Annotated in this window: 23 protein-coding genes, 1 tRNA gene and 2 pseudogenes; 11 read left to right on the top strand and 15 right to left on the bottom strand. The window is 59.4% G+C overall.

The features are described from left to right. Positions 1–60 precede the first annotated feature (60 nt). Together baeS and ACS5Q8_RS10475 are read left to right on the top strand one after the other, a co-directional pair. Positions 61–1,446, top strand: coding sequence for a sensor histidine kinase efflux regulator BaeS (gene baeS / locus ACS5Q8_RS10480; RefSeq protein ID WP_276197415.1), 1,386 nt, complete (start codon positions 61–63; stop codon positions 1,444–1,446). A gap of 3 nt (positions 1,447–1,449) precedes the next feature. After that, positions 1,450–2,133, top strand: a complete 684-nt coding sequence (locus ACS5Q8_RS10475) for a response regulator (protein WP_426101063.1) — start codon at positions 1,450–1,452, stop codon at positions 2,131–2,133. Positions 2,134–2,219: 86 nt separating this feature from the next. Here ACS5Q8_RS10475 and ACS5Q8_RS10470 read toward each other — a convergent pair whose 3' ends face one another. The 3 genes and pseudogenes from ACS5Q8_RS10470 to adhP all read right to left on the bottom strand — a co-directional run bounded on the left by ACS5Q8_RS10470 (position 2,220) and on the right by adhP (position 4,441). Further along, positions 2,220–2,981 carry an SDR family NAD(P)-dependent oxidoreductase gene (locus ACS5Q8_RS10470; RefSeq protein ID WP_276197413.1) on the bottom strand — a complete coding sequence of 254 codons (762 nt, stop codon included), beginning with the start codon at positions 2,979–2,981 and terminating at the stop codon, positions 2,220–2,222. 80 nt (positions 2,982–3,061) lie between these two features. Beyond that, a pseudogene (locus ACS5Q8_RS10465) lies at positions 3,062–3,334 on the bottom strand (transposase); the annotation flags it as partial. 96 nt (positions 3,335–3,430) lie between these two features. Then, complete coding sequence (adhP, locus tag ACS5Q8_RS10460) at positions 3,431–4,441, bottom strand: alcohol dehydrogenase AdhP (RefSeq protein WP_276197412.1); 1,011 nt, start codon at positions 4,439–4,441, stop codon at positions 3,431–3,433. A 375-nt stretch (positions 4,442–4,816) separates the two neighbouring features. Between adhP and ACS5Q8_RS10455 the strand changes: the two genes are divergently transcribed. From ACS5Q8_RS10455 to ACS5Q8_RS10430, 6 genes are all read left to right on the top strand, one after another. Beyond that, positions 4,817–6,208: an NAD-dependent succinate-semialdehyde dehydrogenase gene (locus ACS5Q8_RS10455; RefSeq protein WP_465160136.1), complete on the top strand. Its 1,392-nt coding sequence runs from the start codon at positions 4,817–4,819 to the stop codon at positions 6,206–6,208. Between the two features lie 56 nt (positions 6,209–6,264). After that, positions 6,265–6,720, top strand: coding sequence for a VOC family protein (locus ACS5Q8_RS10450; RefSeq protein WP_465160135.1), 456 nt, complete (start codon positions 6,265–6,267; stop codon positions 6,718–6,720). Positions 6,721–6,743: 23 nt separating this feature from the next. Further along, on the top strand, positions 6,744–7,034 hold the full coding sequence (locus ACS5Q8_RS10445; RefSeq protein WP_426101057.1) for a hypothetical protein: 291 nt from the start codon (positions 6,744–6,746) through the stop codon (positions 7,032–7,034). A 91-nt stretch (positions 7,035–7,125) separates the two neighbouring features. Then, positions 7,126–7,299, top strand: a complete 174-nt coding sequence (locus ACS5Q8_RS10440) for a methyltransferase domain-containing protein (protein WP_346429965.1) — start codon at positions 7,126–7,128, stop codon at positions 7,297–7,299. Positions 7,300–7,508: 209 nt separating this feature from the next. Beyond that, entirely contained in the window at positions 7,509–8,903 is a 1,395-nt protein-coding gene (locus tag ACS5Q8_RS10435) for an MFS transporter (protein ID WP_443693898.1), read from the top strand. Positions 8,904–9,082: 179 nt separating this feature from the next. Further along, positions 9,083–9,904, top strand: a complete 822-nt coding sequence (locus ACS5Q8_RS10430) for an IclR family transcriptional regulator (protein WP_443700598.1) — start codon at positions 9,083–9,085, stop codon at positions 9,902–9,904. 577 nt (positions 9,905–10,481) lie between these two features. Here the strand turns inward: ACS5Q8_RS10430 and ACS5Q8_RS10425 are convergent. The 5 genes from ACS5Q8_RS10425 to ACS5Q8_RS10405 form a co-directional block, all read right to left on the bottom strand. After that, a tRNA-Gly gene (locus ACS5Q8_RS10425) sits at positions 10,482–10,557 on the bottom strand. A gap of 63 nt (positions 10,558–10,620) precedes the next feature. After that, a complete protein-coding gene (pgsA, locus tag ACS5Q8_RS10420; RefSeq protein ID WP_247406081.1) occupies positions 10,621–11,181 on the bottom strand; it encodes a CDP-diacylglycerol--glycerol-3-phosphate 3-phosphatidyltransferase in 561 nt (186 codons plus the stop codon). A 32-nt stretch (positions 11,182–11,213) separates the two neighbouring features. Beyond that, positions 11,214–13,037, bottom strand: a complete 1,824-nt coding sequence (uvrC, locus tag ACS5Q8_RS10415; protein WP_276197406.1) for an excinuclease ABC subunit UvrC — start codon at positions 13,035–13,037, stop codon at positions 11,214–11,216. A 1-nt stretch (position 13,038) separates the two neighbouring features. Then, positions 13,039–13,680 carry a response regulator transcription factor GacA gene (gacA, locus tag ACS5Q8_RS10410; RefSeq protein WP_443693896.1) on the bottom strand — a complete coding sequence of 214 codons (642 nt, stop codon included), beginning with the start codon at positions 13,678–13,680 and terminating at the stop codon, positions 13,039–13,041. Positions 13,681–13,845: 165 nt separating this feature from the next. After that, complete coding sequence (locus ACS5Q8_RS10405; RefSeq protein WP_247407151.1) at positions 13,846–14,202, bottom strand: helix-turn-helix domain-containing protein; 357 nt, start codon at positions 14,200–14,202, stop codon at positions 13,846–13,848. Between the two features lie 83 nt (positions 14,203–14,285). Here ACS5Q8_RS10405 and ACS5Q8_RS10400 point away from each other — a divergent pair, with 83 nt between their 5' ends. Beyond that, a complete protein-coding gene (locus tag ACS5Q8_RS10400) occupies positions 14,286–14,492 on the top strand; it encodes a DNA-binding protein (protein ID WP_247407154.1) in 207 nt (68 codons plus the stop codon). An 86-nt stretch (positions 14,493–14,578) separates the two neighbouring features. On the opposite strand, the gene ACS5Q8_RS10395 is transcribed toward ACS5Q8_RS10400, so the two are convergent. Together ACS5Q8_RS10395 and ACS5Q8_RS10390 are read right to left on the bottom strand one after the other, a co-directional pair. Next, a complete protein-coding gene (locus ACS5Q8_RS10395; RefSeq protein WP_247407157.1) occupies positions 14,579–15,028 on the bottom strand; it encodes a GNAT family N-acetyltransferase in 450 nt (149 codons plus the stop codon). A 1-nt stretch (position 15,029) separates the two neighbouring features. Next, a complete protein-coding gene (locus ACS5Q8_RS10390; protein WP_465160134.1) occupies positions 15,030–15,797 on the bottom strand; it encodes a carbon-nitrogen hydrolase family protein in 768 nt (255 codons plus the stop codon). A 619-nt stretch (positions 15,798–16,416) separates the two neighbouring features. Here ACS5Q8_RS10390 and ACS5Q8_RS10385 point away from each other — a divergent pair. Together ACS5Q8_RS10385 and dkgB are read left to right on the top strand one after the other, a co-directional pair. Next, a complete protein-coding gene (locus ACS5Q8_RS10385; protein WP_276197404.1) occupies positions 16,417–17,493 on the top strand; it encodes a 3-deoxy-7-phosphoheptulonate synthase in 1,077 nt (358 codons plus the stop codon). Positions 17,494–17,562: 69 nt separating this feature from the next. Further along, a pseudogene (dkgB, locus tag ACS5Q8_RS10380) lies at positions 17,563–17,679 on the top strand (2,5-didehydrogluconate reductase DkgB); the annotation flags it as partial. On the opposite strand, the gene ACS5Q8_RS10375 reads toward dkgB, so the two are convergent. The 5 genes from ACS5Q8_RS10375 to mgtA form a co-directional block, all read right to left on the bottom strand. Then, positions 17,676–18,098, bottom strand: a complete 423-nt coding sequence (locus ACS5Q8_RS10375; protein WP_465160133.1) for an ANTAR domain-containing protein — start codon at positions 18,096–18,098, stop codon at positions 17,676–17,678. The pseudogene dkgB and the gene ACS5Q8_RS10375 overlap by 4 nt on opposite strands. 133 nt (positions 18,099–18,231) lie before the next feature. Further along, on the bottom strand, positions 18,232–21,849 hold the full coding sequence (locus tag ACS5Q8_RS10370; protein WP_465160132.1) for a transporter substrate-binding domain-containing protein: 3,618 nt from the start codon (positions 21,847–21,849) through the stop codon (positions 18,232–18,234). 1 nt (position 21,850) lies between these two features. Continuing rightward, complete coding sequence (locus ACS5Q8_RS10365; protein ID WP_276197401.1) at positions 21,851–22,477, bottom strand: response regulator transcription factor; 627 nt, start codon at positions 22,475–22,477, stop codon at positions 21,851–21,853. 300 nt (positions 22,478–22,777) lie between these two features. Continuing rightward, complete coding sequence (locus ACS5Q8_RS10360; RefSeq protein WP_276197400.1) at positions 22,778–23,494, bottom strand: MgtC/SapB family protein; 717 nt, start codon at positions 23,492–23,494, stop codon at positions 22,778–22,780. An 84-nt stretch (positions 23,495–23,578) separates the two neighbouring features. Further along, a complete protein-coding gene (gene mgtA, locus ACS5Q8_RS10355; protein ID WP_426101047.1) occupies positions 23,579–26,284 on the bottom strand; it encodes a magnesium-translocating P-type ATPase in 2,706 nt (901 codons plus the stop codon). Between the last annotated feature and the right edge of the window lie 109 nt (positions 26,285–26,393).

The raw sequence follows: 26,393 nt of genomic DNA, 5'->3' as shown, positions 1-26,393 counted from the left end.
GTTGAATCTTTTCGTCGCCAGGGCCTAAATGGTTCGATCCATTCTTAACGGCCCTCCTGCATGAAGCTGAGTATCTCCACCAAGCTGTTTATTGCGGTACTGGCCGGTGTGCTGCTGGTCATCCTGAGCATGGGGGTGGCGACGAGCTGGAGTTTTGGAAGGGGCTTTCTCGGCTATCTCAATGAGCAGGCGCTGGACCGCATGGCGCCCGTGCTACCGCGCCTGGCCAGTGCCTACGCGCGTGAAGGCAGCTGGGAGTTCCTGCGCAACCGGTCGGATCGCTGGTTCGACATTATGCGGCCCGAACTCGGCGAAGATCCGGCGAAGAACGATTTGCGCACGCCCATGGCGTCGGACCTGACAGGCGCGCTGTTTCGCATGGCCTTGCTGGATGAACACAAAAAACGCGTGAACGGCTACCCGGATATCGGCGACGACGCCCTGTTACGTCCGATTGTGGTGGCCGACGAAACCGTTGGCTGGCTGGCCGTGACCCCGTTCCAGAGCGTGACCGAAGCCGGCGGCGAACGGTTCCAGCAATACCAGTTACGCACCAGCCTGGTGATGGGCGCCTTTTCGCTGGTGCTGGCGATGCTGATTGCCTGGTGGATCGCCCGCACGCTGTTGGAGCCGGTCAAACGGGTGGCCGCGGCGACCCACCGCCTGGCCAGCGGCGACTACAGCGGCCGGGTGGCGGTGGCCTCCAATGATGAAGTGGGCCAATTGGCCCGTGACTTCAACCAACTCGCCTATACCCTGGAGCGCAATGAACAGATGCGCCGCGAATTCATGGCTGATGTCTCCCACGAGTTGCGCACCCCGCTGTCGGTGTTGCGCGGCGAGTTGGAGGCCATCGAGGATGGTGTACGCACCCTGAACCCAGGCTCGATGAAGTCTTTGCAAGGTGAGGTCAGCATGCTCAGCAAGCTGGTGAATGACCTGTATGAACTGTCCCTGGCGGATGTGGGCGCGCTGACCTACCGCAAGAGCGCGTGCGCAGTGGATCAACTGCTGCAAGCCAGCGTGTCGATGTTCCAAGAGCGCCTGAACGACCGGCACCTGCGCGTCGAACTGGACCTGCCGTTCCAGCCTATGGAATTGTTGGCCGATGCCAATCGCCTGCAGCAACTGTTTTCCAACCTGCTGGAAAACACCGTGCGCTACACCGACCCGAACGGGCTCATACGCATCCGCGCCGTCGTCGATCGCACCCACGTGTGCATCGACTTTATCGACTCCGGCCCAGGGGTTTCGGCCGAGCAGTTGCCGCGCCTGTTCGAGCGCTTCTATCGCGGCGAATCATCGCGCAACCGTGCCAGTGGCGGAGCCGGTCTGGGCCTGGCGATTTGTCACAACATCGCCCTCGCCCACGGCGGCAGCCTTAGCGCCGCTCACTCGCCCCTCGGCGGCCTTTGGCTGACCCTGCGCTTGCCACGGAATATCTGAACCATGAGCGACAAAAACCCGATCCTGATCGTCGAAGATGAACCGAAGCTGGCCGCCTTGATGCAGGATTATCTGGTCGCGGCAGGCTACTCGACCCAGTGCCTGGACAACGGCTTGCAGGTAGTGCCGACAGTGCGTGCGCAAACACCGCGCCTGATCTTGCTCGACCTGATGCTGCCCGGCCGAGACGGCATGCAAGTCTGCCAGGACCTGCGCAGTTTCAGCGCCGTGCCCATCATCATGATCACCGCCCGCGTCGAAGAGGTGGACCGCCTGCTGGGCCTGGACCTGGGCGCCGACGACTACATCTGCAAGCCTTTCAGCCCACGGGAGGTGGTGGCCCGGGTCAAGGCCATCCTGCGCCGCGGCCCCCAACTGCTGGTCAACGCCGCGCCGCGACTGCTGATCGACGAAGCGCAATATCGCGCTTCAATAGACGGCATCGCACTGGACCTCACCCCCCTGGAGCTGCGACTGCTCAGCACCTTTGCACGTTCCGCCGGGCGAGTGTTTTCCCGTGACCAACTGCTCGACAAGATCTACTCCGACCACCGCGTGGTCACCGACCGCACCGTGGACAGCCATATCCGCAACTTGCGGCGCAAGCTGGAGCAGGCGTGCCCAGGGGAAACGCCCATCGAATCGTTGTATGGGGTCGGTTATCGGTTTCAGCTTTCCGAGGCCTGAGATCTCGGAATAATACACATCGGCACCGTCAACGAGGCGCAAGCGGAACGCCTGCAACCATCTCCAGATACCGGAGCACGCTAAACCTAGGTCAGATTCAATCCGCCGTCTGAGAGGAGTATCTCGCCGGTTAAGTAGTCCGACTCGACCAGCATTACAACAGCGTTTGCGATGTCGTCTGGGCTAGCGGCCCTGCGCATAGGTGCGCGAGTTCGCCACAACTCTTGGGCCTCTGTCCACTCGGCGGTCAGAGGCGTGTCGACCAAGCCAGGCGCCACAGCGTTTACGCGAATGTCTGGCCCCAGCGATACCGCGAGCAAGCGGGTCATGTGATTAAGCGCAGCTTTGCTTACCGCATAGGGAATCGATGCGCCCTTAGGACGGATACCGGCATGCGAACTGATGTTTACGACGCAACCTGCTCGACGGTAACGGGCGGCATCGCGCAATGCCGACTCGGCCAATGCGACGAGGTGGAACGGCGCCACGACATTAATCTCGTTAAGTTCGTGCCACACCGTCGAATTGGCCGAGGCAAGGTCGCCGTGCGGAATGACTCTGCTAATACCGGCGTTATTGACCAATACGTCGAGCTGCCCCCACGCGGCGATCGCCTCGTTAATAAGCCTGGCCCTGTCAGCTTCGAACGCAAGATCCGCTTGCACGTAAATAGCCTGCTTCATTTCGGCAACCATAGCGCGTCCCGTATCCGCAGAATTTCGCGAATGGAGCACCACTGCATAGCCTGCCCGGCTTAGTGCACGTGCAATGGCTGCGCCGATACCGGAAGTGGACCCTGTAACCAACGCGACGCGTAATACGTTATCGATTGTCGGATTGGGTTTCATAGGGACATCTCGAATGGGTTGCTAGAAAGCCATCACCGTAGCACCCAGCGGGCAACGTCGGCATCAGGCGGTCACGATAGGCAGGTATCCATTTTCAAAATGGATTTTTCTCGCTCAAACCGGGCGATCCGAGCTTCCAGCCCCTGAATTTCCTGCTGTTGTGGGGTCAGCTTCTTGCTCTGCGGCGTGACGCCTTGGCGACCTTTCTGGACCTGGTCAACCCAGCGGCGCAGCGCTGACTCACCCCTGCCGAGTGAGCGGCTGGCTTGGATGTAGCGGCAGTTTTGCTTGAGCACGAGGTCGGCAGCCTCGCGTTTGAATTCAGCCGTAAAGGAGCGGCGTTGTTTGCTCATCTGACACCCCTTTAGGCGAGCATTCTCGCCTAAAGGGGTGTCAGGTTTCATTAGACCACTACATTGGCAGCCGCCTAAGCGGCTGCCAATGGCCCGTTAATGACTCAAATCAATCACCATGCGGCCTTTGATTTTTCCCTGCTGCATTTCATCGAAAATCTGATTGATATCTTCGATCGGACGCAATGTTACCTTCGGCACCACCTTGCCTTGCGCGGCAAACTCGAAGGCTTCAACGAGGTCTTGTCGAGTGCCGACCAGCGAGCCAACCACCTCGATCCCGTCAAGCACCAACCGAGGAATATTGAGGCTCATGGCTTCAGGCGGAAGGCCGACTGCGACCAGGCGTCCACCGGCACGCAGGGCATCCACCGCAGAGTTGAACGCGACTTTGGCGACGGCCGTCACGACAGCCGCGTGAGCTCCGCCGACCTTCTCCTGGATAACTTTTGCGGCATCCTCGTCGCGGGAGTTGATGACCAGATCGGCGCCCATTTCCCTGGCGAACTGCAGTTGATCGTCGTTAATGTCCACGGCAATAACCCTGGCGTTGAAGACATTTTTTGCATACTGCAACGCCAGATTCCCCAGGCCGCCCAGCCCGTAGATCGCAATCCATTGCCCCGGGCGAATATTGGAAACCTTGACGGCTTTATACGTCGTGACGCCAGCACAGGTCACGCTGCTCGCCGCCGCAGAATCAAGCCCGTCAGGTACTTTCACTGAGTAGTCGGCGACGACAATGCACTCTTCGGCCATTGCGCCATCCACGGTATAACCGGAGTTTTTGACGTCGCGGCAGAGTGTCTCGTTGCCGCTGTTGCAGTATTCACAGTGCCCGCAGCCTTGGAAAAACCACGCTACGCTGGCACGATCACCGGGCTTCAGCGAGGTGACGCCCGGTCCTACCGCCTGCACGATACCGATGCCTTCATGGCCCAGGATTACCCCGGTTTTATCACCGAAATCACCGTTCTTGACGTGCAGGTCAGTATGGCAGACCCCGCAGCACTGCATTTTGAGGAGCGCCTCACCATGTTTCAGGGGCCGTAATGTTTTTTCGGTCACGTTCACGCGTTGCCCTTGGGCAACAACAGCAGCTTTCATACTTATCTCCTTGTATCCGTGAGTGAGCTTGCGTTGTAGTAGGTCCAACAAGTGACAAAGGCTGACAGCAGCCAACCGCCATAAGCGTCATCCGCAACCCCAACCGCTCAAGCAGTCCGAGGTCTGGCGCAATGCTCGCCACCGCTGACGGCGGACAACTGGCGATGCTGATCGGCAGAGCGACACGCATCTTTCAGTGATGGTCGTCGCAGCCCTTGAAGTCAAGTGAATTCCCCTACATATCGTGTGTCTATGGACATGCGACCTTTCGCTCCATGCTTGAAACCCGTTCCTCGTGTACCTTCATCAGTCCCGGCACATGCGCTCAGCGGCGGGTAGGCCCACTAGTCGAAACGGTTCTGGAGTAGCTTTTACATGGCATATGCAACGATCAATCCCTATACCGGCGAGACACTGCAGACCTTTCCCGATGCGACCGATGCAGAAGTGACCGCGGCCATCGCCAAGGCCCATGAGGCCTTCCTGGCCTGGAAGGACACGCCTTTCGCCGAGCGTGCACGCATCCTGCAGAATGCCGCCGATATCCTGCGCAAGGACAGCGACGCCTTTGCCAAAGTACTGACGCTGGAGATGGGCAAGCTGTTTGCCGAGGCGCAAGCCGAGGTCGAGCTGTCGGCAAAAATCTTCGAATACTACGTGCGCAATGCCGAAACCTTGCTCAAGCCGGAGAAACTCCCGGTTCTCGATCCTGCCGAGGGTGAGGCGGTGGTCGTGTGCGAACCGCTCGGCGTGCTGCTGGCGATTGAGCCGTGGAATTTTCCTTATTACCAAATCGCACGCATTCTGGCGCCGCAGCTTTCTGCTGGTAATACCGTGCTGCTGAAACACGCGGCGAATGTGCCGCAAAGCGCCGCGCGCTTTCAACAGTTGATGAAGGATGCCGGTTTGCCTGATGGCGCCTTCCGTAATTTGTATGCCACGCGTTCGCAGATCGAGCTGATCATCAACGATGCCCGCGTGCAGGGCGTCGCCTTGACCGGCTCGGAAGGCGCCGGCGCGGTGGTTGCGTCACAAGCAGGCAAAGCGCTGAAAAAGTCCACCCTGGAACTCGGCGGCGCCGACGCCTTCGTCGTGCTGGCTGACGCGGACCTGGCAAAAACCAGCCAATGGGCGGTGTTCGGCCGGCATTGGAATGCCGGGCAGGTCTGTGTGTCCTCCAAGCGCATGATCGTGGTCGATGCGGTCTATGACGACTTCCTCGCGCTCTATCGCAAGGGCGTCGCGGAATTGGTCGCAGGCGATCCCTTCGATGCGAAGACGACCCTGGCGCCGCTCTCCTCGCAAAGCGCCGCCAATGAGGTCAAGCAAAAAATCCTCGACGCCGTGAAGCTCGGCGCCAAGGCCGAAGAAGTCGGACCACCCGTGCCGGTCGATGGGGCATTCGTGCAGCCGACGATCCTGACCAATGTCGCCGAGGACAACCCCGCTCGCTACTGGGAGTTCTTTGGCCCGGTGTCCATGGTGTTCCGCGCCAAGGATGAAGACGATGCAGTACGCATCGCCAACGACTCGCCGTTCGGCCTCGGCGGCTCGGTGTTCACCTCGGATACGGCGCATGGCGCAGAAGTCGCGAAGAAAATCTCCACGGGGATGGTGTTCGTCAACCATCCGACCAAGGTCGAAGCCGATCTGCCTTTCGGTGGCGTGCGCCGCTCGGGGTACGGCCGCGAGCTGATCGGGCTGGGGCTCAAGGAGTTCGTCAACCACAAGCTGATTGTCGTGGTCGATATCGACGCACCGTTCTGAGTTTCAACGCAGCCCTTTGTCCCTGGAAACCGAAATCGAAATCGAGGAGACCTGACATGGTGAACGTCATCGGGATCGATCACTTGGCCATTCGTGTCAGTGATCTGGAACGCTCCAGGGCGTTCTATGATCAGGTACTCGGTTTCCTGGGATTCACCATCGAGTGGGAGTTCGACCGGGTTATTGGCTGGACCAACGGCGACACCCTGTTCTGGATCACCGAAGCCGATGCCCAGGGCCGCAAACATAAGCACCGGACCGGCGATGTGGGTTATCACCACTATGCGTTCGAGCTTGCCGCACGTGAGGACGTCGATGCGCTCTACGCGTTCCTGCTGGATCAGGCGGTTACGATTGTCGACGCACCCGCTGATTATCCGGATTATGGCGAGGGCTACTATGCCGTTTATTTCCTCGACCCCGATGATCTGAAGCTCGAGGTGATGTTTTTCCTGGAAAAACAAAAGCGGCGCTTGCTTGGAAAATCGCGAAGAAGTGATCACCGCAAATAAAATCGCTTCAAAGGGCCCGGCTCATGCACTGGAGCGTCCCTGAACACGAACGCCTGACTATCTATTTCGGCCATTGCCTCGGTGCGTTCATTCTTGTCGTTGAAGTAGCGATGTTGCGTTCGGCCACCACTGGCAGCCGTTTCAGTTATGCCTTCGATATTCTTTTCGTGGTCTTCATGCTGATGTTCTTCGTGCATGTCTACGGTGCAATCAAAAACACCCAGCCTATTACCGAAACACTGGAAATCGGTTTCTGGATGATCCTCTTCGTACTCAATGTTTTGTTCTACCCCTCCACCCGTATCACGCGGTAAACCTTCGCCGAACGCTCCGCCATGCCGGGTCAAGGAGTGAACATGATCGAGTCCTGGTAAGACGCTGCGCTCAAGCCAGTCTTTAAGCGATGTGGTGCTCGACATCGGTTGTGGTCCAGCCAGCCTGCTGCCGCAAGTGGCGCGGCTCAATCCCAGGGCTGAATTCATCGGTACGGACCTATCGCACAACAGGCAGAACGTTGCCCGCGAGTCCAATCATCAGTACCTCCATCGCCTCGCCGTTGATCCGCCTGCTGACAAATGAGGAGCGCCGCGGGCGTGTAGGTCTCCCAGCAGTAAAACTGGACTGGAGAGGTAAACGCAGAGCGCCGACGAATGCAAAAATAACACTTTTCCTGCTATATGGGATTTTTACATATTTTCTCTTTACAGGATTTTTGCTTAGTAATAGATTTGGCCGTAGTCGAGGACACCTGCCTGCCCCAGACAATAAAAACAATAAGAGGTACGTTCATGCACACCCCTACCCCCAGCAATATCCTCTGCGACGTAGTGGACGCCCGGCCTGTCAGCCGCTTGCAATGGGAGCTGCTCGCCCTCTGCGTCCTGGTTGCAGTGCTTGACGGATTCGACACCCAGATCGTCGGATTCCTGGTGACGGCCATGGCTTCGAGCTTGAACGTGACGCCCCAAGCCCTGGCCCCAGTGTTCGCGGCAGGTTTATTTGGTTTGATGCTCGGCGCCCTGCTACTTGCCCCTATGGCGGATCGCCTGGGTCGCAAGAAGATTCTGGTGTTGTCGATCCTGTTGTTCGGCACGTTCGCGTTACTGACTGCTTTTGTTAACAGCGTTGCGCAATTGCTGGTCGTGCGCTTCCTGACCGGTATAGGTCTCGGCGGTGCGATCCCCAACCTGGTGGCGCTGATCTCTGAATACAGCCCACGGCGTTATGCGCGCAGTGCCGTCACGCTGCTGTTTTGTGGCATGCCACTGGGCGCGATGCTGGCAGGCTTGACGGTCGACCAACTCCTCGCCACCTGGGGATGGGAAAACCTTTTCCTGATCGGTGGCGCGCTGCCCTTGCTGGTCGCCGGCGTCGTGGCAAGGCGGCTTCCGGAGTCGGTTGAGTTCCTCAGTCGCAAGCCCGGCAGTCGCCCTGCCCTGAGCGCGATCATCAAGCGACTTGCACCCGATCTTGCCGAACTGCCCGCCAACCTTGGCCGTCCGCGCCAACAGGCAATCGCCTCTACTTCCCTGAGCCGTCTTTTCACCGCCGGCATGTGGCGCCGCACGCTGTTACTCTGGCTGCCGTATGCCATGAACCTGCTGATTTTGTACTTCATCATGAGCTGGATCCCGACGCTGCTGGTGGCAGCCCATGCACCGCTAAGCATGGGGATCCGCGCGATTATTCTGTTCAGCCTGGGAGGTGTGATCGGCTCAGTTATACAAGGCTGGCTGATGAACCGCTGGGGCTCGGTCAACGTGCTGACCCTCGAGTTTATGGGCTACCTGGCGGTCGTGCTGGCGCTCAGCCAATTGCCGGTTTCGCTTTATTCGCTTTTCCCCGCGATGCTGGTGCTGGGCATTCTGGTGCAGGGCGCGCAGGCAGGTCTTAACGCTTTAGCCGCCGAGTTGTACCCGCAGGAAATACGCTCCACAGGCATCGGCTGGGCATTAGGCGTCGGGCGAGTGGGTTCCATTACAGGGCCTGTTTGCGGAGGCTTGATGCTGGCGGCCGGTTGGGTTTTGACAGAGATCCTCATCGCATCGTTGATCCCGGGCGCCATCGCGCTGACGGCGATTACCCTGTTGCGACTGGACCCCGCAAGCAAGCAACAACCAACACGCTCACAGAGCGAACGGGCGCTGATGCGCTCAAAGACCTGCCCGCCTGGGATTGAGTGAAATCTGCTTCTGCCGGTTATTGCCAGCCCAGGCAAAGTGCTCTGCATCGGGATTGGCAGAAGCACACCCTCCAGTTCATTCCGGCCGGCCACCGGCCTGGATGAAGCCGAGTGATATCGTCAAAATCGAAATCGCGCGAATTGGTATCCTGCGCAACAGTAATGTAGACGAGCGCTGACATGCAAAGACCGTTTGATTCCGAAGACAACGCCGAACATCGGGTTGACAGCAAAGGCTCCAGCCTGGAGCGGATGTTGCGAATCCTGGACCTGTTTACCGAGCGCCATCCAATCTGGACGGTCGACGAAATGGGAAATGCGCTGGGGTTCACACGCTCCACCGCCTACCGATATGTACGTGAACTGGCTGAGGCCAACTTGCTGTTTCAGGTAGAGGCCGGTCGCTATGCCCTGGGCGCGAGAATCATCACTTGGGATCGCCAACTGCGCGTCAGTGATCCGTTGGTTCGCGCCGCACACTCATTGGAGCCCAGCTTTCCACAGTGGGGTGCTGAGCAAGCGTGGCTGGTGTGCCGATTGTTCAAGGATCAAGTGGTCTGCGTCCATCAAACCGGTAATCTGTCCAATCAGGTGAGCTATTCACGAGGTTCGCCAAGACCGTTGTTCATGGGAGCCACTTCCAAAGTAATCCTGGCCAATATGGGCTCGCGGCACCAAAGCCAACTGTTTCTGGAAAACCCGAGTGATGTCGAATCCAGCAATCTGGGCAAGACGTGGGCGCAATTCCGACGCTCGCTCCAGCAACTGCGCCGCCAGGGATATGTGCTGAGCATCAGCGAAGTGGATGCTGACGTCTTCGGCCTCGCGGCGCCCATATTCGATGGCGACGGCAAAGTCGTGGGGAGCATCAGCTGCGTGCGCCCGACCTCGCAACGCGACAGCGGGCAGGATGAAATGCAAGGCCAGCAGATCCTCACCCTTGCCGATAATCTTTCACAACTCATGACCGCGTTGGCGCACAGAGCAGAACTTGTGGACTGACCTGCGTGGAGTTCAATGAAGGAATAAAAATGGTTACACCCGTGAATACTGACCGGCCCGACAGGACTCACGTAAGCCGACCTAATCGGGCAGGCGTGCGCACCACCAGCATTTTAAGGCACTACGCAATCAGCCCCTGTCGGGGCTGATTGTCATGTAAGGCAACAAGGTGAGTTGAAGTTATTCTTTGGGGAAGAAGCGGAAGACAAATTGTTCATGAATCGCCGTGATAATCAGGTTGCCACGCTCACGCTTCGATTTCGGCGCATTTTCGAAGGCTTCGCAAAACTCAACGAGCGCGTCAAAACTATCCGCGTATCCTGTGATCGGCTAATCGTTTTCAGCGCAAAAAAGTTTGCACAGGTCACGCCAGAATAGGTGGGCGTCAATCTTCTCGTTGGCGGAGAGGCCCGGGGCGATTCAATTCAGTGCGCGTCCGAATTCAAGACTCTCATACAGAACTTAAAAACACTGGATAGTGCTGGATTTCAGTGGTTTCCGCCGGAATGAAAAAAGGACCCGAAGGTCCTTATTTCAATCGCTTACAGAATTCAGTGGAACTCTGCAGCGCTATGTTTGGAGCGGGAAACGAGACTCGAACTCGCGACCCCGACCTTGGCAAGGTCGTGCTCTACCAACTGAGCTATTCCCGCGTCTTGGTGATGCGCATTCTATAGAATCCTCAGCACCCGTCAACCCCTTGATTCAAAAAAGTTTTATTTCTTTTCAACGGTGGTCCGCAGATGAGGCCAGGCAGCGCGTAAATACTGGAGCATGGACCACAGCGTCAGGCCGGCGGCGACAAGTAGCAAGGCATAGCCCAGCAAGACCCAGAAGGAGAAGTCCGACGGGTTGGCCAGCAGGATCACCAGCGCGAGCATTTGCGCGGCGGTTTTCCATTTGCCCATGTTCGACACGGCGACGTGGGCACGGGCGCCGATTTCGGCCATCCATTCACGCAGGGCCGAAACGACGATCTCGCGGCCGATGATCACCGCAGCCGGCAGGGTCAGCCACAGGTTGCCGTGTTCCTGCACCAGCAGCACGAGTGCGACAGCCACCATCAGTTTGTCGGCCACCGGGTCGAGGAACGCACCGAACGGCGTGCTCTGTTCCAGGCGGCGGGCCAGGTAGCCGTCAAGCCAGTCGGTGGCGGCAGCAACAGCGAACACCGAACTGGAGGCCATGTAGCTCCATTCGTAAGGCAAATAGAACAACAAAATGAAAATCGGGATAAGCAGGACGCGTAGAACGGTGATCAGATTAGGGATATTCATCGGCACAACTGGCTGCGAGGTGAGTAGGCATTCTACTCGCTGTGCAGATTTGCATAAATCAACTCAGCGAGCTTTTTACTGATACCGGGTGCTTTGGCTATTTCGTCAATGCTGGCACGGGAGAGCTCTTGCAAGCCACCAAAATGTTTAAGCAGGTCGCGTCGGCGTGTCGGGCCTACCCCGGCCACGCCTTCCAGGGTTGAGGTTCGCCGGGTTTTGCCGCGACGGGCGCGATGGCCGGTAATGGCAAAACGGTGGGCTTCGTCACGGATCTGTTGGATCAGGTGCAGCGCAGGCGAGTCGCCCTTCAAAGTGAACTCATGGGCGGCATCATTCAAGTACAACGTCTCGAAGCCGGCCTTGCGCGTGGCGCCCTTGGCCACACCGAGCAGGATCAGGTCGGGCACCGCCAGTTCGTTGAGCACGTCGCGGGCCATGGACAGCTGGCCCTTGCCGCCGTCCACCAGCAGGATATCGGGCAGCTTGCCCTCCCCGTCCTTCAATTTACTGAAGCGGCGGGTCAAGGCCTGGTGCATGGCGGCGTAGTCGTCGCCGGCGGTGACGCCTTCGATGTTGTAGCGCCGGTAATCGGATTTGATCGGCCCCTCCGGCCCGAACACCACGCAGGACGCCACGGTGGCCTCGCCGCTGGAGTGACTGATGTCGTAGCACTCCAGGCGCTGGGGCGGCTCGTCCAGGTTGAGGACTTCGGCCAGTGCCTCGAAGCGCGCGGCCACGTGCTGTCGATTCGCCAGGCGCGCGCTCAGGGCCTGCTCGGCGTTGGTCACGGCCAGTTGCTGCCAGCGCGCACGCGTGCCGCGCACGCGGTGGCTGATGTCCAGTTCACGGCCACGCAACGCGTGGATGGCCTCGATCAACGTCGGGAAGTCTTCATGCACGACGTTGACGATCAGCTCCGACGGCAAATCGCGCTCAGGGCTGCTGACGTAATACTGGCCCAGGAACGCAGCCATGACTTCAGCGACCTCCTCGTCGATACCGGTCTGCGGGAAGAAGTTCTTGCTGCCGAGCACCCGCCCGCCACGCACGCTGATCAGGTGAACACAAGCGCCACCCGGGTTGACGAACGCGGCGATCACATCGACGTCGCCGGTTCCGCCTTCCATGCTTTGCTGGTCCTGCACACGGCGCAGCAGGGAGATCTGGTCGCGCACCTCGGCGGCTCGCTCGAAATCCAGGGTGCTCGCGGCTTGCTCCATGGCGCCGGAGAGTTCGTCGGTGAGGGCATTGCTACGCCCTTCGAGGAACATCACCGAATGGCGCACATCCTCGGCGTACTCCGCCGGCTCAACCAGGCCGACACAGGGCGCCTTGCAACGCTTGATCTGATATTGCAGGCACGGCCGGGTGCGGTTCTTGTAGAAACTATCTTCGCACTGACGCACGAAAAAGGTCTTTTGCAGCAGGCTCAGGCTTTCGCGAATCGCACCGGCGCTTGGGTAAGGTCCGAAGTATTTGCCCTTCTGCTTCTTCGCGCCCCGATGAATACTCAGGCGCGGGAAGTTGCCGTCAGATAAAAACACGTAGGGGTAGGATTTATCGTCACGCAGCAGGATGTTGTAGGGCGGCCGCCATTCCTTGATCAGCGTCTGCTCAAGCAGCAGCGCCTCGGTTTCATTCGCGGTGATGGTGGTTTCGACCTGGGCGATACGCGCCACCAGGGCGGCGGTTTTCGGCGTGAGACCGGTCTTGCGAAAGTAACTTGCCAGGCGGCTTTTCAGATTCTTGGCTTTGCCCACATATAGTAGGCGCGCCTCGCTGTCGAACATGCGGTACACGCCGGGGCGGCCGCTGCAGGTCGAGAGAAAGGCACTCGGATCAAACGGTGTGGTCATGTCAGGCGCTGGCGTCCACCATGCCGTGGCGCACTGCGAGCAGGGTCAATTCAACATCACTGCTGATGGCGAGCTTCTCGAAAATGCGATAGCGGTAGGTGTTGACGGTCTTGGGTGACAGACACAGCTTGTCGGAGATGACCTGCACCTTCTGGCAGCCGACAATCATCAAGGCGATCTGGATTTCCCGCTCGGACAGCACATCAAACGGCGAGTCGCTGGAGGGCTGGAAGGATTTGATCGCCAACTGCTGAGCGATCTGCGGGCTGATGTAGCGCTGGCCGGCAAATACCAGGCGAATGGCTTGTACCATCTCCGCCAGGCCTGCGCCCTTGGTCAGGTAACCCGCTGCACCCGCCTGCAGCAGGCGTGTAGGAAACGGGTCTTCTTCGCACACGGTAACCACCACGACTTTGATATCCGGATGGCTGCGCAACAATTTGGTAGTGGCACCAAGACCGCCGATCCCAGGCATCTTGACGTCCATCAACACCACATCGGGTTTCAACTCCCGGGCCTTGATCAGGGACTCCTCCCCCGATTCAGCCTGGCCGACTACTTGCAGGCCATCGATGTCAGCCAGCATTCGTGTAATGCCTGTACGAACGAGATCATGGTCATCGACTACTAGCACCCTAATCAAGCAGACACCTCGCGATATGGTCTTATAGGTTGCTGAACACCTTAGCAAAAAACCAAGGCGCAGACCTAGTTGCAAGTGTCATATATATAGCGTTTGAGCGCGAAGAGCGTGCCCGTCGAACGACGAGCAGCGCTGTTTTCTGGGCGAAAGGTCAGGAATTGCGGGCTATAGCTTGAATTTGCCGTTCACTTTCAGGGTTGCCGAATGTTCGGCCAAGGTGGAGGTCAACCGGCTGATTGCATCCTGGTCCTCTTTGAACATCGACCGGTAGTTGCCCAGCACTTTTTCTTCTATCTGACTCAGATTATCCATTTGAGCCGGCGTGGGAGCTCCCGTTAATACGTAAAGGAGATCCACGCCTCTTTCGGCCACACGCGATAAATAATCGGCTTTCGGGGCACGCCCACCGTTTTCATATTTTCCTTGTGCGTTCGCTTCTACGCCTCCAATTTCGCCAAACACTTTTTGCGACAAGCCAAGCCGCTCTCTTTCTTGCCTTAAACGCGAACCGATTCCACTCATTTGGATGTATGATCCTAAATTGGCACCCTTCAAGAGGTGATACGTTCATCCCTTGATTAAACAAACTTGAACGGTTTTGAAATATGCCCGGAATTCGTACTGCTGCACAAGCCAAGGCTTGGCTTGAACATCAAGGTAAGTCAGTTCAAGCGTTCGCCCGGGAACACGGTGTCGACCCCGCAACCACTTATCAGGTGCTCGCCGGGCGCAAGAAAGGACGGCGTGGAGAGGCCCATAAGGTAGCGGTCCTTCTGGGCATGAAAGAAGGCATCATCCTTGCCGATGAATGAGCCCCTGAGGCAGGAACAGGAAATTTTATCCTAAACGCAGTATGCGCTTATTAAACAGCTGTGCCTGTTTTGCGCAAATGAGTCACTTATTGGTCCACAGGTTTGGGCCGACAATCGCGCTCCATGCGCCAGAAGCATGCTTCCTCACCCGCAACTTGCAAACCCTTGCGCTGATAAAGCCTTTTTGCCGGATTGGTTTTAAACACGGTCAACCGTAAAAGACCGCGACCTTGGCCGCATGCCTTGAGCGCCATTTGCTCCAGTACCCAGTTGCCTGCTCCGCGCCCACGCAAAGATTCGAGAATATGCAACTCGCGAATATACAGCGCCTGGCTATCGCGACTCAGGCTGATGAAGCCCATCACGGTGTCGTTGCTACAGATCAACCAATTCTCGCGCCCCGCCCAGGCGACGTCGAAACCATCGTTGGACCACAGCAAATCGTATTGCGCGTAGTAGCCGCGCATGGCCTCGTAGGTCAGCGTCCGGGCAAATGAGCGATCCTGGTCAGTCGCCGCGCGCAAGTGAAACGTCATGTCATCGAACCTCTTCAGCACACAGCGCTACCGATCGGCCGGTCCAGCGCCCGCTGTCGCGATGAGCAATGACCAGTGCATCGCCCACACCCGGCGCGGCAGCAAGCACATGCCCATCGGCAGCCCAGATAGCACTGCGCCCCGCGCACGCCCAGCCGCCCGATGGGCCACCGTGATTGGCCATCAACACCACCAGGCCATGCTCGGCGGCATAGCCCTGAAGCAGCGCACTGTCCGTTGCGTAGCCGCCTTCGCTGATCAGCACGCCGGCGGCGTATACCGTGGCTCCCGCTTGTGCGGCCTGACGTGGATGGCTGGCGTGGGAGAAGTCTGCGCAGACCGCCAGCGCAATTCGGTCATCCCCCCACTCGAGTGCAACACCGCCCTGCCCCGCGACAAACGCCACCTCTTCGCCGGGATGCAGATGCTGCTTGGTGTAAACCGCAAGCGAACCGTCTGCTCCCAGCACCAATGCGGCGATCAACACGCCCGCCCCTGGCGTCAAGCGGATCGGCATGCCCACCACGGCGGTCAAGCGCAGCGCCCGCGCCATCTCGCGCAGAGGCGTTAAAAGCGCGTCCTCGGGTGCTATCGCCAATTCACCCGCCAAGGACGGCTCATAGCCGGTCAACGACAACTCCGCAAACACCAGCAGTTGCACGCCCTGCTCAGCCGCTGCGCGCATGAACGCCAGGTGCCGCTGGATATTGGCCGGCACGTCGCCCGCGATGGAAATGGATTGAGCAACCGCAAGGGTCAAGGCAGTCATGGTCGCGTCCCAGCAATCATTATCGAGTGGCGACCAGCATATCGGCACTCACCCCATAGCCGTAAGTACCTCCACGCAATAGAAATTACTGATTGAATCCAACCGGGCGCCTCTAGTAAGCTCACACCATCATTTGGAGAAACACCATGTTGCAACTCACCCACACTCAGGTTTGCCCTGCTGCCAGCGCCTCGCGCTCGGTGTTGGCTACCCGTGTGAACGGTTTGAGCGCACGAATTAGCTTTTATTTTGGGTATTGGTTTAGCCACTGGCGCGCCTGATACCTGAAATCGGCGCCCACTGCTCAAGGGGTCGCCTACCAGAGAAATCTAACCCCCGGTCGGCTCCCCGATCGGGGGTTTTGCTTTTTCAGCCCTGAACACTTTGTTTGATCAAGAACATTTAAAGGAATCACGACATGAACTACGCCACCTATTACCGCTACGACACCTGCACCGCATGGCGATTTAGCAAGCTCCGCTCGGGACAGCCTGCCGCCTCCGATCGGTCACCTATCGGTGGCAAGCCAGCACTCGTAGCCACTACGGCCCATTGTCGAACACCCCAGTAGGGCAGAGCGCGCGGGAATCGCCCGCCGCTTGCCCAGGAAGCCTTGAAGATGAACTCCTCCGTCGCCGCTTTGCCCGTTTCTGCCCTGACCAGCGCCAATGAAGCACTGACCTTGCGCTTGCCCAGCGCCCTTGAGCTCAAGCACCAGTTGCCGCTCAGCCCATTCCTCAATGAACAAATCCACGCCCATCGCCAAGCCGTGCGCGCCATCCTCAATGGCGAAGATTCACGTTTGCTGGTGATCGTTGGCCCGTGTTCGATCCACGACTCGGAATCGGCCATGGAGTACGCACGCAACCTGAAGAAACTGGCGTTGGAAGTCAGCGACCAGATGCTGCTGGTGATCCGCGCCTACGTCGAAAAACCGCGTACCACCATCGGCTGGAAAGGTCTGGCCTACGACCCGCACCTGGATGGCAGCGATGACATGGCGGCTGGCCTGCGCCTGTCCCGCGAACTGATGCGCGAAATGCTACGCCTGGGCCTGCCAGTCGCCACCGAGCTGCTACAACCCATGGCCGCCGGCTACTTTGAAGACCTGCTCAGTTGGGTCGCCATCGGTGCGCGCACCACCGAGTCGCAGATCCACCGCGAAATGGCCAGCGGCCTGGGCATGCCCGTCGGATTCAAGAACGGCACCGACGGCGGTGTCGCCATTGCCTGCGATGCGATGCGCTCGGCGTCCCACCCGCACCGGCACTTCGGCGTCGACAGCCAGGGCCACCCGGCGATCATCCAGACCCCGGGCAACCTCGACACGCACCTGGTGCTGCGCGGCGGTCACCGTGGGCCGAACTACGATGCGCAGAGCGTGGCCCAGGTGAAACAAGACCTGGCCAAGTCCAAGGTAGCCGCGCGGATCATGGTCGATTGCAGCCACGCCAACAGCGGCAAAGACCCGCTGCGTCAGCCGGCGGTATTCAATGAAGTGCTGGAACAACGCCTGCAGGGTGACACTTCGCTGATCGGCATGATGCTCGAAAGCCACGTGTTCGAAGGCTGCCAGCCATTAGGCCCGGCGATGAAATACGGTGTGTCGGTGACCGACGGTTGCCTGGGCTGGGACAGCACCGAGCAGTTGTTGCGCAGTGCGACTAAACGCTTGCGCGAACATGCCATCGGCTGAGCAATGGGCACCGGCTTGCCTGCAAAGTGCGGGCAAAACGGACGGCCACAGTGGCGCGCCAACCTGTAAAGCAACCTCAAAGCCGTGTATCTGACCTTGAGCGCTGCCGACATGGCGCAGATTGCCGGGCTGGAACGGGGCCAGCGCCTGACCAGCCCCAAAGGTATCGCGCCGAAGTGGGACTAAACCCCAGCCACCGGCATGCGCGATAACTCCCGCAGCCATGGCAATACCCGCAGGCCAGTGGTGGCCTCGGGTGGGTCGATGATGTCCATGAAGTGTTCAAGATTGACGTTATCCGGTACGCCGGGCAAGCGGACCAGCACCTGCGGTATCGAGCCGACGGGTACGTCCAAGTCCAGGTGATCATAGACCAGCACGTGGCGCACCTGGGCCTGCGGCCCGCCGGTATGGGCCACCAACCCTGCATTGACGATCAGCACGTCAAAGGGTTCAGCCGGGATCGCCGTGAGGATCTGGACCTCCTCAAAAGTTTGCACCGGCACAATCCGGTGATACCCCAAACGGTTGAGCATTTTTTCGATATACAGCCGTTGCAGGTGCTGTTCATCGGCAATCAGGATGGTCAGTGCTTTGTTTGGCATGGCAAACCCCTGGCAGGCAGTGCTCGTTGAGTGAGAGCGGCCCATTTTCCAGACATATCCCGCAGACAAAATCAGGCATGTTCCCCCTTCGTGTAGGAGTTGTCCCAAACTCACCGAATGACATCTCCCTGCGTCAAGGCTGATTGCAATAAACGCTCAGGCTGTGATGCAAATCATTGATCGCCTGGTCGACGCCCTCAACCGCCCCACCCAGCGCCTGGAGGTCGTGCCGTTCACACACGCCCTCCAAGGTTTCGCAACAGGTGATCAGCACGTGCGCCTTGACCATCCGCGCACCGCCTTTGGCGCGGTGTGCCAGGTCATGCAACTTGGCGAAGTCGGCCTGGCGTCGCAACGACGGCAATAGCCTGTGATCGGCTTCCAGACTGTCGAGCAGCGGCATCAACAATTCGTTGAGCGCGGCGCGATCGTCCCCCGTCAGGATGATCAGCGTCCCCAGATCAAACGCCGGTTCGGCTTGCGGCTCGCATGGGCTTGCCATGCGCGGAGCCAGGGCCGATCGCAAGTCTTCGAGCCCGGTAGGCTTGAACAGGCACCCGTCCATGCCTGCCTGGCGGCAGCGCTCGGCTTCTTCGGGTTGGGCATTGGCGGTAAACCCTAACAGCAGGCACGGCACCAGGCCTCGCTCGCGCTCTTGTGTACGAATATCCCGGGCCAATGTGTAACCGTCCTTCAGGGGCATATTGCAGTCGGTGATCACCCCATCGAAGTGCCCGGCCTGCCACAGCGCCAGCCCCTGAACACCGTCCTCCGCCGTGGTGATGCTATGCCCCAGGAAGCTCAATTGCCGAGCCAGCAGCAAACGGTTGGCCGGGTAGTCATCCACCACCAGGATACTCAACGCGCGCGTCGGCGGGGTGTGCGGGACAGGTGCCGAAGCCGGCGCCGGCATCGCGGCCGCCAGCGTCAGCGCCACGCTCACGTCCACTCGGGTGCCCTGCCCCAGCACACTGCTCAGGTGCAACTGACCACCCATCATTTCGCACAAACTGCGGCTGATCACCAGCCCCAGCCCTGAACCGCTGCGGGCCGACTGTTCAGCGTTGCTGCCCTGGATAAACGGGTTGAACAGCCGCTGCTGATCCTGAGCACTGATTCCCATGCCCGTGTCTTGCACCCACAACCTGAGCAGCAGTCGATCCTCTGTAACGTCCCCCTGGGCGCCCAGTTGCACCTGGCCTTTGCTGGTGAACTTGATGGCATTGCTGAGCAAGTTCGAGACCACCTGCTTGAAGCGCAGCGGATCGATCAGCACCGGGCGATCAAGCGCCGGATCGAGCGTCACGCGCAGCGCCAACCCCTTGGCTCGCGCGAGTCCTTCAAATACCCGCACCACCGAAGCCAGCAACTCATGCAGGTTGGCCGGTTCCTGGGCCAGGGACAGGTGCCCGGATTCGATCCGTGCGATATCCAGAATATCGCCGATCAATTCCAGCATGCCGCGCGATGCCACCGACGCCACCTCCAGCGCATCGCGATCGGCCCGACCTTGCTCGGCGCTTTTGAGCGCCAACTCGATCATGCCGATCACCGCGTTCATCGGCGTCCGGATCTCGTGGCTCATAGTGGCCAGGAACGTCGTCTTGGCGCGGTTGGCGGCGTCGGCATCGTCCTTGGCTTCCTGCAACTGGCCCAGCAAGCGGTGGCGTTCACTCACATCCACCCAGCCAGCAATCATGCCCACGACCTTCTCGTCGCCGTCGCGGTACGGCAGCATCCAATGGTAAATCGTGAGAACTTCGCCCCCCGGCACCCTGAGGATTCGGTCATGAATCTGCGGCTCGCCCCGCGCCATCAACTTCAGGTAGTCGTCATGGTAAGACTGGGCTTGCGGCGGGTTGCCGGTGTCGGTTTCCACCACGGTCTTGCCGATCACGTCTTCCAGCTTGAAACCGAATACATCGAGGTAGGCATTGTTGCAGGCCATCAACCGCCCCTGGCGATCGCGCACGTAAATCGGGTGAGGCGTGCCGTCGATCAACACGCTCATAAAGCGCATCTGATCGCTCAACGCGCGTTCGGCCTGGGCGCGCTTGCGAATCAGGCTGCGCAGGTAAAAGGCCCAGCACAGGGTAATCAACAACAGCACCGCGGCGAGACTGAAGCCCTGGATGATTGCGTTGCGATGGCGCAGCCAGTAGCTGTCTTCAATGATGATCTCGCTGCGCCAATGATTGGTCAGCTCATCCAGCTCTTCAGGCGTGATACTCAACAACGCCTTGTCGAGGATCGAATACAACTCCAACTGGCTACGGTTGACGCCAAACGTGATCCGCGCCGGCTCCGTGCCGACGGTGCTGGTCATACGCAAGCGGTCACGGTAATGACGCGCGATCATATAGCGCGCACTGATGAGCGAAATCACGGTCGCATCGGCCCCACCATTGGCCACCAGCTCCATGGCCGCCTCAGGGTTCGCGCTGTCGACAAACTCGATGCCGGGATAATCCCGCGCGATTTGCTCACCCAGGCTGTTGCTGCGAATGAACGCCAGGCGTTTTCCGGGCAAGTCTTCCAGGGTCACCAGCCGCTCGTCTTCGGCGCGAACCACCAACACATAGGGGCTGGACAGGTAAGGCCGGGTGAAGCGCAGCTTCTCGGTCCGCTCGACGCTGGGGGTAATCACCGCCAACATGTCCGCCTGGCCAGCATTGACCTCGTCAATTTGTCGAGGCAGCGAACTGCCCTTCACCACATCGAACTTCAGGCCCGTGCGCAGGCTGATCCGCGACAGCACCTCGGAGCTCAATCCTTCGAATTGCCCTTGCTCATTGAAAAACGACAACGGCACGAACTTGTCGAGCACCGCCACTTTCACACGTGGGTGTTTCTCCAGCCAACGCTGCTCACTGTCACTCAGGCGCAGCCGTTCCGCTTCCATGTAACCGCTGCCGCCAGCACTCCAGCGCCGCAGAATATCCATCTGCTGGTTGAACGGCACGGTGGCCAACGCTGTGTTGACGATGTTACGCAGGCGAACATTATCCTTGGTGAACGCGAACCCGAAAGGGTTGACCTCCAGGCCGGAAAAATCTGCCACACGCACGTTATTGAGGTGGTTCTTGTTGATCAGGTACCGGGCGCTGATGGCATCCCCCAGGTAGACATCGGCCCGGCCGAACGCCACCGCACCGATGGCTTCGAAGGTCGAGGCAAATAGCTGCAACTGCGCGTGGGGGTAGAACTGCTGCACGGCATCGGGCTGCATGTAGTGATACAGCATGGCCACGCGCTTGCCGGCCAAGTCTGCGCTCAGGGCCTGGGTGTCGCCGATACGGGTGACCAGGGTGGGTTGATCGTTGGCGTATGAACGCGACAACACCAACTGCGAGTCCGCGGCTTCATAGCCGTTGGCCGAGCCAACGAAATCCACCGCGCCCTGCTTGAGCGCTTCAATCACTTCATCGCGGGTTTGGTAGCGCCGCACTTCGACGGTGACATTCAACGCCTGCGCCACCAGCGCCGCATAATCGGCGGTAATGCCTTCAAGCTCGTCGTTGTTGTTGCTCAGGTCGAATGGCGCATAATCCGGCGCCGACACCCCCATCACCAACGTGCGCCGCTCACGTAGCCAGCGCCAGTCGGTTTCATCCAGCATCAGGCTCGCGTTTTCGAGCTGAGAGTGCCCCAACAAGCGCAGTGCGTGTGACTCATCGACGGCCGCTGCGATCATGGGCAACAGGCCCATCAACAAGATCGCGGCGAACCGCTTAAACGCAGTGGCGGTCATTTCAGATCAGATGATTGCGCTGGGCGAACTTGGATAAATGCACCACCGACGACATGCGCAACTTCTCCTTGAGGCGAGTCTTGTAGGTGCTGATGGTTTTGTGGCTCAGCAACATGTCTTCGGCGATTTCCTTGTTGCCCAGGCCCAGGGCCAGTTTCTGCAGCACCGTCAACTCGCGATCCGAGAGGGCTGCCACCAATTCGCACTCGGTCGTTTGCAAATCATCGCGGCGCACCGAACTGGTGGGCAGGCTGGGAAAGCAGCTGTAGTTGGACATCACGGCCTTGATTGCTTTTTGCAGCTCGTCCAGCTCACCGGTCTTGGCGACAAACCCCATGGCGCCAGCCCGCATGCAACGGGTCGAAAAAAACACCGCCAAGTAGGATGTAAGCACCAGGATCTTGCATGGCAGGCCCAAGGCCTTGATCCGACTGATGACCTCCAGACCACCCAACTTGGGCATCGCCAGGTCGAGAATCACCAGGTCCGGGCGCCCTTCCCGGGCCTTCTGCACGGCATCCGCGCCATTACCGGCCTCATCGATTTCAGTAAAACCTTCCTGTTTCAACAAAAATTTGACAGTGGCACGGATAAACGGGTGGTCATCCACTATTAACGCTTTGCTCATAAAAACCCCTGACAGGACAAAGTACGCTGACACATCACACGGAACCCAGCCACCTGTGAGAATTGACAGTTCCGACGAACGGTACTGCCCCTCAGATCGCCAGAAGGCGGGTGCCTGGTCCCTTCCTTTGAAAATCACCACGAACACTTGAAGCCATATCATCGCTGCCGCAAAGCCGCAGCGATCAACCTTAGCAATGGGGTGATGTTTCTTGTGAAGGGATAATCCTGACTGCATGTAGGACTTTTCCTCTCTAGAGCATAGCCAACCCTTGGCAGGGCTAGCCTTGGCAAGGGTCGATCAGTCGGTGGTACTTGGGCTCCAGAAGGCCTGCACCACCAGACTCGAGGTGGAAATACGCGCCACCAGGGCGTCCAGTTCGTCACCGTCCACCGACGTGGCGACCAGGGTTGCTTCGATCTCCACTTCTTCACTGCCAAACGGTCGCACATCGACATCACTGGCCGGGTAGTTGCTACGCGCCAGCTCGGCTTCCAGCAACACCATGACCGCCTGTTGCTGGCTGCGCTGTGCAATCACATAGAGGATGTTGGTCACCTCCGCCGACACCACATCCAGCGGCTGACGATTGATGTTATTGACGATCGGCCGCAGCAACGTGTTGGCCGCCAGCACAAACAGCGTGCCCAGCAGCGCTTCGAGGATCAGGTCGGCACCGGCACAGGCGCCCACCGCCGCCGAGGCCCAGAGGGTGGCGGCGGTGTTGAGCCCGCGCACATTGCCTTCTTCGCGCATGATCACGCCCGCCCCCAGAAAGCCGATGCCCGACACCACATACGCGACCACCCGCACCGCGCCTTCCGCGCCGCCCAGGCGGTTGGCCATGTCGACGAAAATCGCCGCGCCGACTGCGACCAGCACGTTGGTGCGCAAGCCCGCCGTGCGCTGGCGGTACTGGCGCTCGAAGCCGATCAAGCCACCGAGGATAAACGCCGCAGTAAGGCTGACCACGGTATCGATCAGGGAGTCGAGGTTGATGTTGTTGATTGCCTGCATAAAAAACTCCATGAATGCTGCGGCAAATTGAAACCACCCCTAGCCCCGCCGGGAGCCGGGTCCAGGTGCGTTTGATACAGCGTGTTATTGCCAGCCAAACTTACGGATGTAGTAGCCCTTCACCGCCTGGGTCAACGCCATGTACCCCAACAGAATCACCGGCAGGAACACAAAGTACAGCGACGGCAGCGCCTGCAGTTTGAAGTAGTGCGCCAGCGGCCCCATCGGCAGGAAAATCCCCACGGCCATGATCACCCCCGTCATCACCATCAACGGCATCGCCGCACGGCTTTGCAGGAATGGGATTTTCGGGGTACGGATCATGTGCACGATCAGCGTCTGGGTCAGCAGTCCCACCACGAACCAGCCCGACTGGAACAGGGTCTGGTGGTCCGGCGTGTTGGCATCGAACACATACCACATGAGTGCGAACGTGGTGATGTCGAAGATCGAACTGATCGGCCCGAAGAACAGCATGAAACGGCCCACATCCCCCGGTTGCCAGCGTTGCGGCTTGGCGAGCATTTCCTCATCGACGTGATCGAATGGAATCGCGATCTGCGAAATGTCGTACAACAGGTTTTGCACCAGCAGGTGCATGGGCAGCATCGGCAGGAACGGAATAAACGCACTGGCGACCAACACCGAAAACACGTTGCCGAAGTTGGAGCTGGCGGTCATTTTGATGTACTTGAGCATATTGGCGAAGGTGCGCCGGCCTTCAAGCACGCCCTCCTCCAGGATCATCAGGCTCTTTTCCAACAGGATGATGTCAGCCGCTTCCTTGGCGATGTCCACCGCGCTGTCCACTGAAATACCGATATCGGCAGTGCGCAGCGCCGGTGCGTCGTTGATCCCGTCGCCCATGAAGCCCACCACATGGCCGTTGGCCTTGAGCAGGCGCACGATGCGCTCCTTGTGCGACGGCGTCAGCCTGGCGAACACGTTGGTGGTTTCCACGGCCTTGGCCAACTCGGCGTCGGTCATGTCCTCGATGTCGTTGCCCATCAGCAGGCCTTGCTGCTCCAGGCCCACTTCGCGGCAGATCTTGGCGGTGACCAGTTCGTTATCGCCCGTCAGCACTTTGACGGTCACACCGTGGGCTTTCAGGGCCTTGAGGGCAGGCGCGGTGCTTTCCTTCGGTGGATCGAGGAAGGCGACGTAACCGATCAGGGTCAGGTTGTTCTCATCTGCCAGGCTGTAGGTATCGCGCCCGTCGGACATCGGCTGCGCGGCGACCGCGACCACCCGCAAGCCTTCTTCGTTGAAGGCCGCGGTCACTTGGCGGATGCGCGCCAGCAACTCATCGGTCAGCGCTTCATTGGTGTCGCCGTGGCGCACCCGGTCGCACACCGACAGAATCTCCTCCACCGCGCCTTTACAGATCAACAGGTGCGGCTGGCCTTGCTCGGCCACCACCACCGACATCCGGCGACGGTTGAAGTCGAACGGAATCTCATCGACCTTCTGGAACGCGGTGGCGACTTTCAGCTCGCGATGCACCTCCACGTGCTCCAGCACCGCCACGTCCAGCAGGTTTTTCAGGCCAGTCTGGTAGTAACTGTTGAGGTAGGCCATTTCCAGCACGTCGTCGGATTCTTCGCCCCACACGTCCACATGGCGCGCCAGGAAAATCTTGTCCTGGGTCAGCGTGCCGGTCTTGTCGGTACACAGCACGTCCATGGCGCCGAAGTTCTGGATCGCGTCCAGGCGCTTGACGATGACCTTCTTGCGCGACAGAAACACCGCGCCCTTGGCCAACGTCGAGGTAACGATCATCGGCAGCATTTCCGGGGTCAGGCCCACGGCAATCGACAGCGCGAACAGCAGCGCCTCGGTCCAGTCGCCCTTGGTGAAACCGTTGATGAACAGCACCAGCGGTGCCATCACGAACATGAAGCGGATCAGCAGCCAGCTGACTTTGTTGACGCCATGCTGGAACGAGGTGGTCGCACGGTCAGTGGCGGTGACGCGCTGGGCCAGCGCGCCGAAATAGGTGCTGTTGCCGGTGGTCAGAATCACCGCCGTCGCCGCGCCGGACACCACGTTGGTGCCCATGAACAGGATGTTTTCCAGGTCCAGCGGGTTGCGCGTCTTGGCGTCCTGCTGCTGGGCGAACTTCTCCACCGGCATCGATTCGCCGGTCATTGCCGCCTGGCTGACGAACAGGTCCTTGGCGTTGAGCACGCGGCAGTCGGCGGGGATCATGTCGCCGGCCGACAGCACGACCAGGTCGCCCGGCACCAGTTGCTTGATCGGCAGTTCAATGGGTTTGGCCGCCTCGCGACGCAACACCGTCGCGGTGTTGCTTACCATGGCCTTGAGCGCGTCGGCAGCCTTGTTCGACTTGGCCTCCTGCCAGAACCGCAGCAGGGTCGACAGCACCACCATGGAAAAAATCACCGTGGCGGCCTTCATGTCTTCGGTCAGCCAGGAGATTACCGCCAGCAAGGTCAGCAGCAGGTTGAAGGGGTTTTTGTAGCAGTGCCACAGGTGGACCCACCAAGGCAGCGGCTGCTCATGCTCGACTTCGTTGAGGCCGTATTGCTCCCGTAGCGCGTCGGCTTCCTGGGCGTTCAAGCCTTCGGCATGACTGCCCAGGGTGCCCAGCAATTGCTCCGCGCTGCTGTTGGCGGCGACCACCAGGGTCTGCGCCAGGGTCGGCGGGACTTCGCGGCTGACGCTGGCGTCGGTGACGCTGTCGAGCAGTGCCAGGCGCCGGAAATGCCGGGCGATATGCCGGGTCCGCAGGAAGCCGGCGAAGAACTCTTTCAACAGAGTGAAGTTCATGGTGTTACTCCTGCGCGAGGAAACCGTCGTGCAGGTACGGCCGACGGCACTGCGCCCAATTAAGAAGGCACAGCCAGCCTGGCCCGCCTGCCGCAAAAAGGCAGGCGCG

It is taken from the genome of Pseudomonas sp. PAMC25584 (assembly GCF_058135675.1).
This window is presented reverse-complemented; position numbering and strand designations above follow the sequence as displayed.

Excerpts from the sequence above, each read along its gene's own strand:
- baeS (WP_276197415.1), top strand. The coding sequence starts at position 61 with ATGAAGCTGAGTATCTCCACCAAGCTGTTTATTGCGGTACTGGCCGGT.
- ACS5Q8_RS10475 (WP_426101063.1), top strand. The coding sequence starts at position 1,450 with ATGAGCGACAAAAACCCGATCCTGATCGTCGAAGATGAACCGAAGCTG.
- ACS5Q8_RS10470 (WP_276197413.1), bottom strand. The coding sequence starts at position 2,981 with ATGAAACCCAATCCGACAATCGATAACGTATTACGCGTCGCGTTGGTT.
- adhP (WP_276197412.1), bottom strand. The coding sequence starts at position 4,441 with ATGAAAGCTGCTGTTGTTGCCCAAGGGCAACGCGTGAACGTGACCGAA.
- ACS5Q8_RS10455 (WP_465160136.1), top strand. The coding sequence starts at position 4,817 with ATGGCATATGCAACGATCAATCCCTATACCGGCGAGACACTGCAGACC.
- ACS5Q8_RS10450 (WP_465160135.1), top strand. The coding sequence starts at position 6,265 with ATGGTGAACGTCATCGGGATCGATCACTTGGCCATTCGTGTCAGTGAT.
- ACS5Q8_RS10445 (WP_426101057.1), top strand. The coding sequence starts at position 6,744 with ATGCACTGGAGCGTCCCTGAACACGAACGCCTGACTATCTATTTCGGC.
- ACS5Q8_RS10435 (WP_443693898.1), top strand. The coding sequence starts at position 7,509 with ATGCACACCCCTACCCCCAGCAATATCCTCTGCGACGTAGTGGACGCC.
- ACS5Q8_RS10430 (WP_443700598.1), top strand. The coding sequence starts at position 9,083 with ATGCAAAGACCGTTTGATTCCGAAGACAACGCCGAACATCGGGTTGAC.
- pgsA (WP_247406081.1), bottom strand. The coding sequence starts at position 11,181 with ATGAATATCCCTAATCTGATCACCGTTCTACGCGTCCTGCTTATCCCG.
- uvrC (WP_276197406.1), bottom strand. The coding sequence starts at position 13,037 with ATGACCACACCGTTTGATCCGAGTGCCTTTCTCTCGACCTGCAGCGGC.
- ACS5Q8_RS10405 (WP_247407151.1), bottom strand. The coding sequence starts at position 14,202 with ATGAGTGGAATCGGTTCGCGTTTAAGGCAAGAAAGAGAGCGGCTTGGC.
- ACS5Q8_RS10400 (WP_247407154.1), top strand. The coding sequence starts at position 14,286 with ATGCCCGGAATTCGTACTGCTGCACAAGCCAAGGCTTGGCTTGAACAT.
- ACS5Q8_RS10395 (WP_247407157.1), bottom strand. The coding sequence starts at position 15,028 with ATGACGTTTCACTTGCGCGCGGCGACTGACCAGGATCGCTCATTTGCC.
- ACS5Q8_RS10390 (WP_465160134.1), bottom strand. The coding sequence starts at position 15,797 with ATGACTGCCTTGACCCTTGCGGTTGCTCAATCCATTTCCATCGCGGGC.
- ACS5Q8_RS10385 (WP_276197404.1), top strand. The coding sequence starts at position 16,417 with ATGAACTCCTCCGTCGCCGCTTTGCCCGTTTCTGCCCTGACCAGCGCC.
- ACS5Q8_RS10375 (WP_465160133.1), bottom strand. The coding sequence starts at position 18,098 with ATGCCAAACAAAGCACTGACCATCCTGATTGCCGATGAACAGCACCTG.
- ACS5Q8_RS10370 (WP_465160132.1), bottom strand. The coding sequence starts at position 21,849 with ATGACCGCCACTGCGTTTAAGCGGTTCGCCGCGATCTTGTTGATGGGC.
- ACS5Q8_RS10365 (WP_276197401.1), bottom strand. The coding sequence starts at position 22,477 with ATGAGCAAAGCGTTAATAGTGGATGACCACCCGTTTATCCGTGCCACT.
- ACS5Q8_RS10360 (WP_276197400.1), bottom strand. The coding sequence starts at position 23,494 with ATGCAGGCAATCAACAACATCAACCTCGACTCCCTGATCGATACCGTG.
- mgtA (WP_426101047.1), bottom strand. The coding sequence starts at position 26,284 with ATGAACTTCACTCTGTTGAAAGAGTTCTTCGCCGGCTTCCTGCGGACC.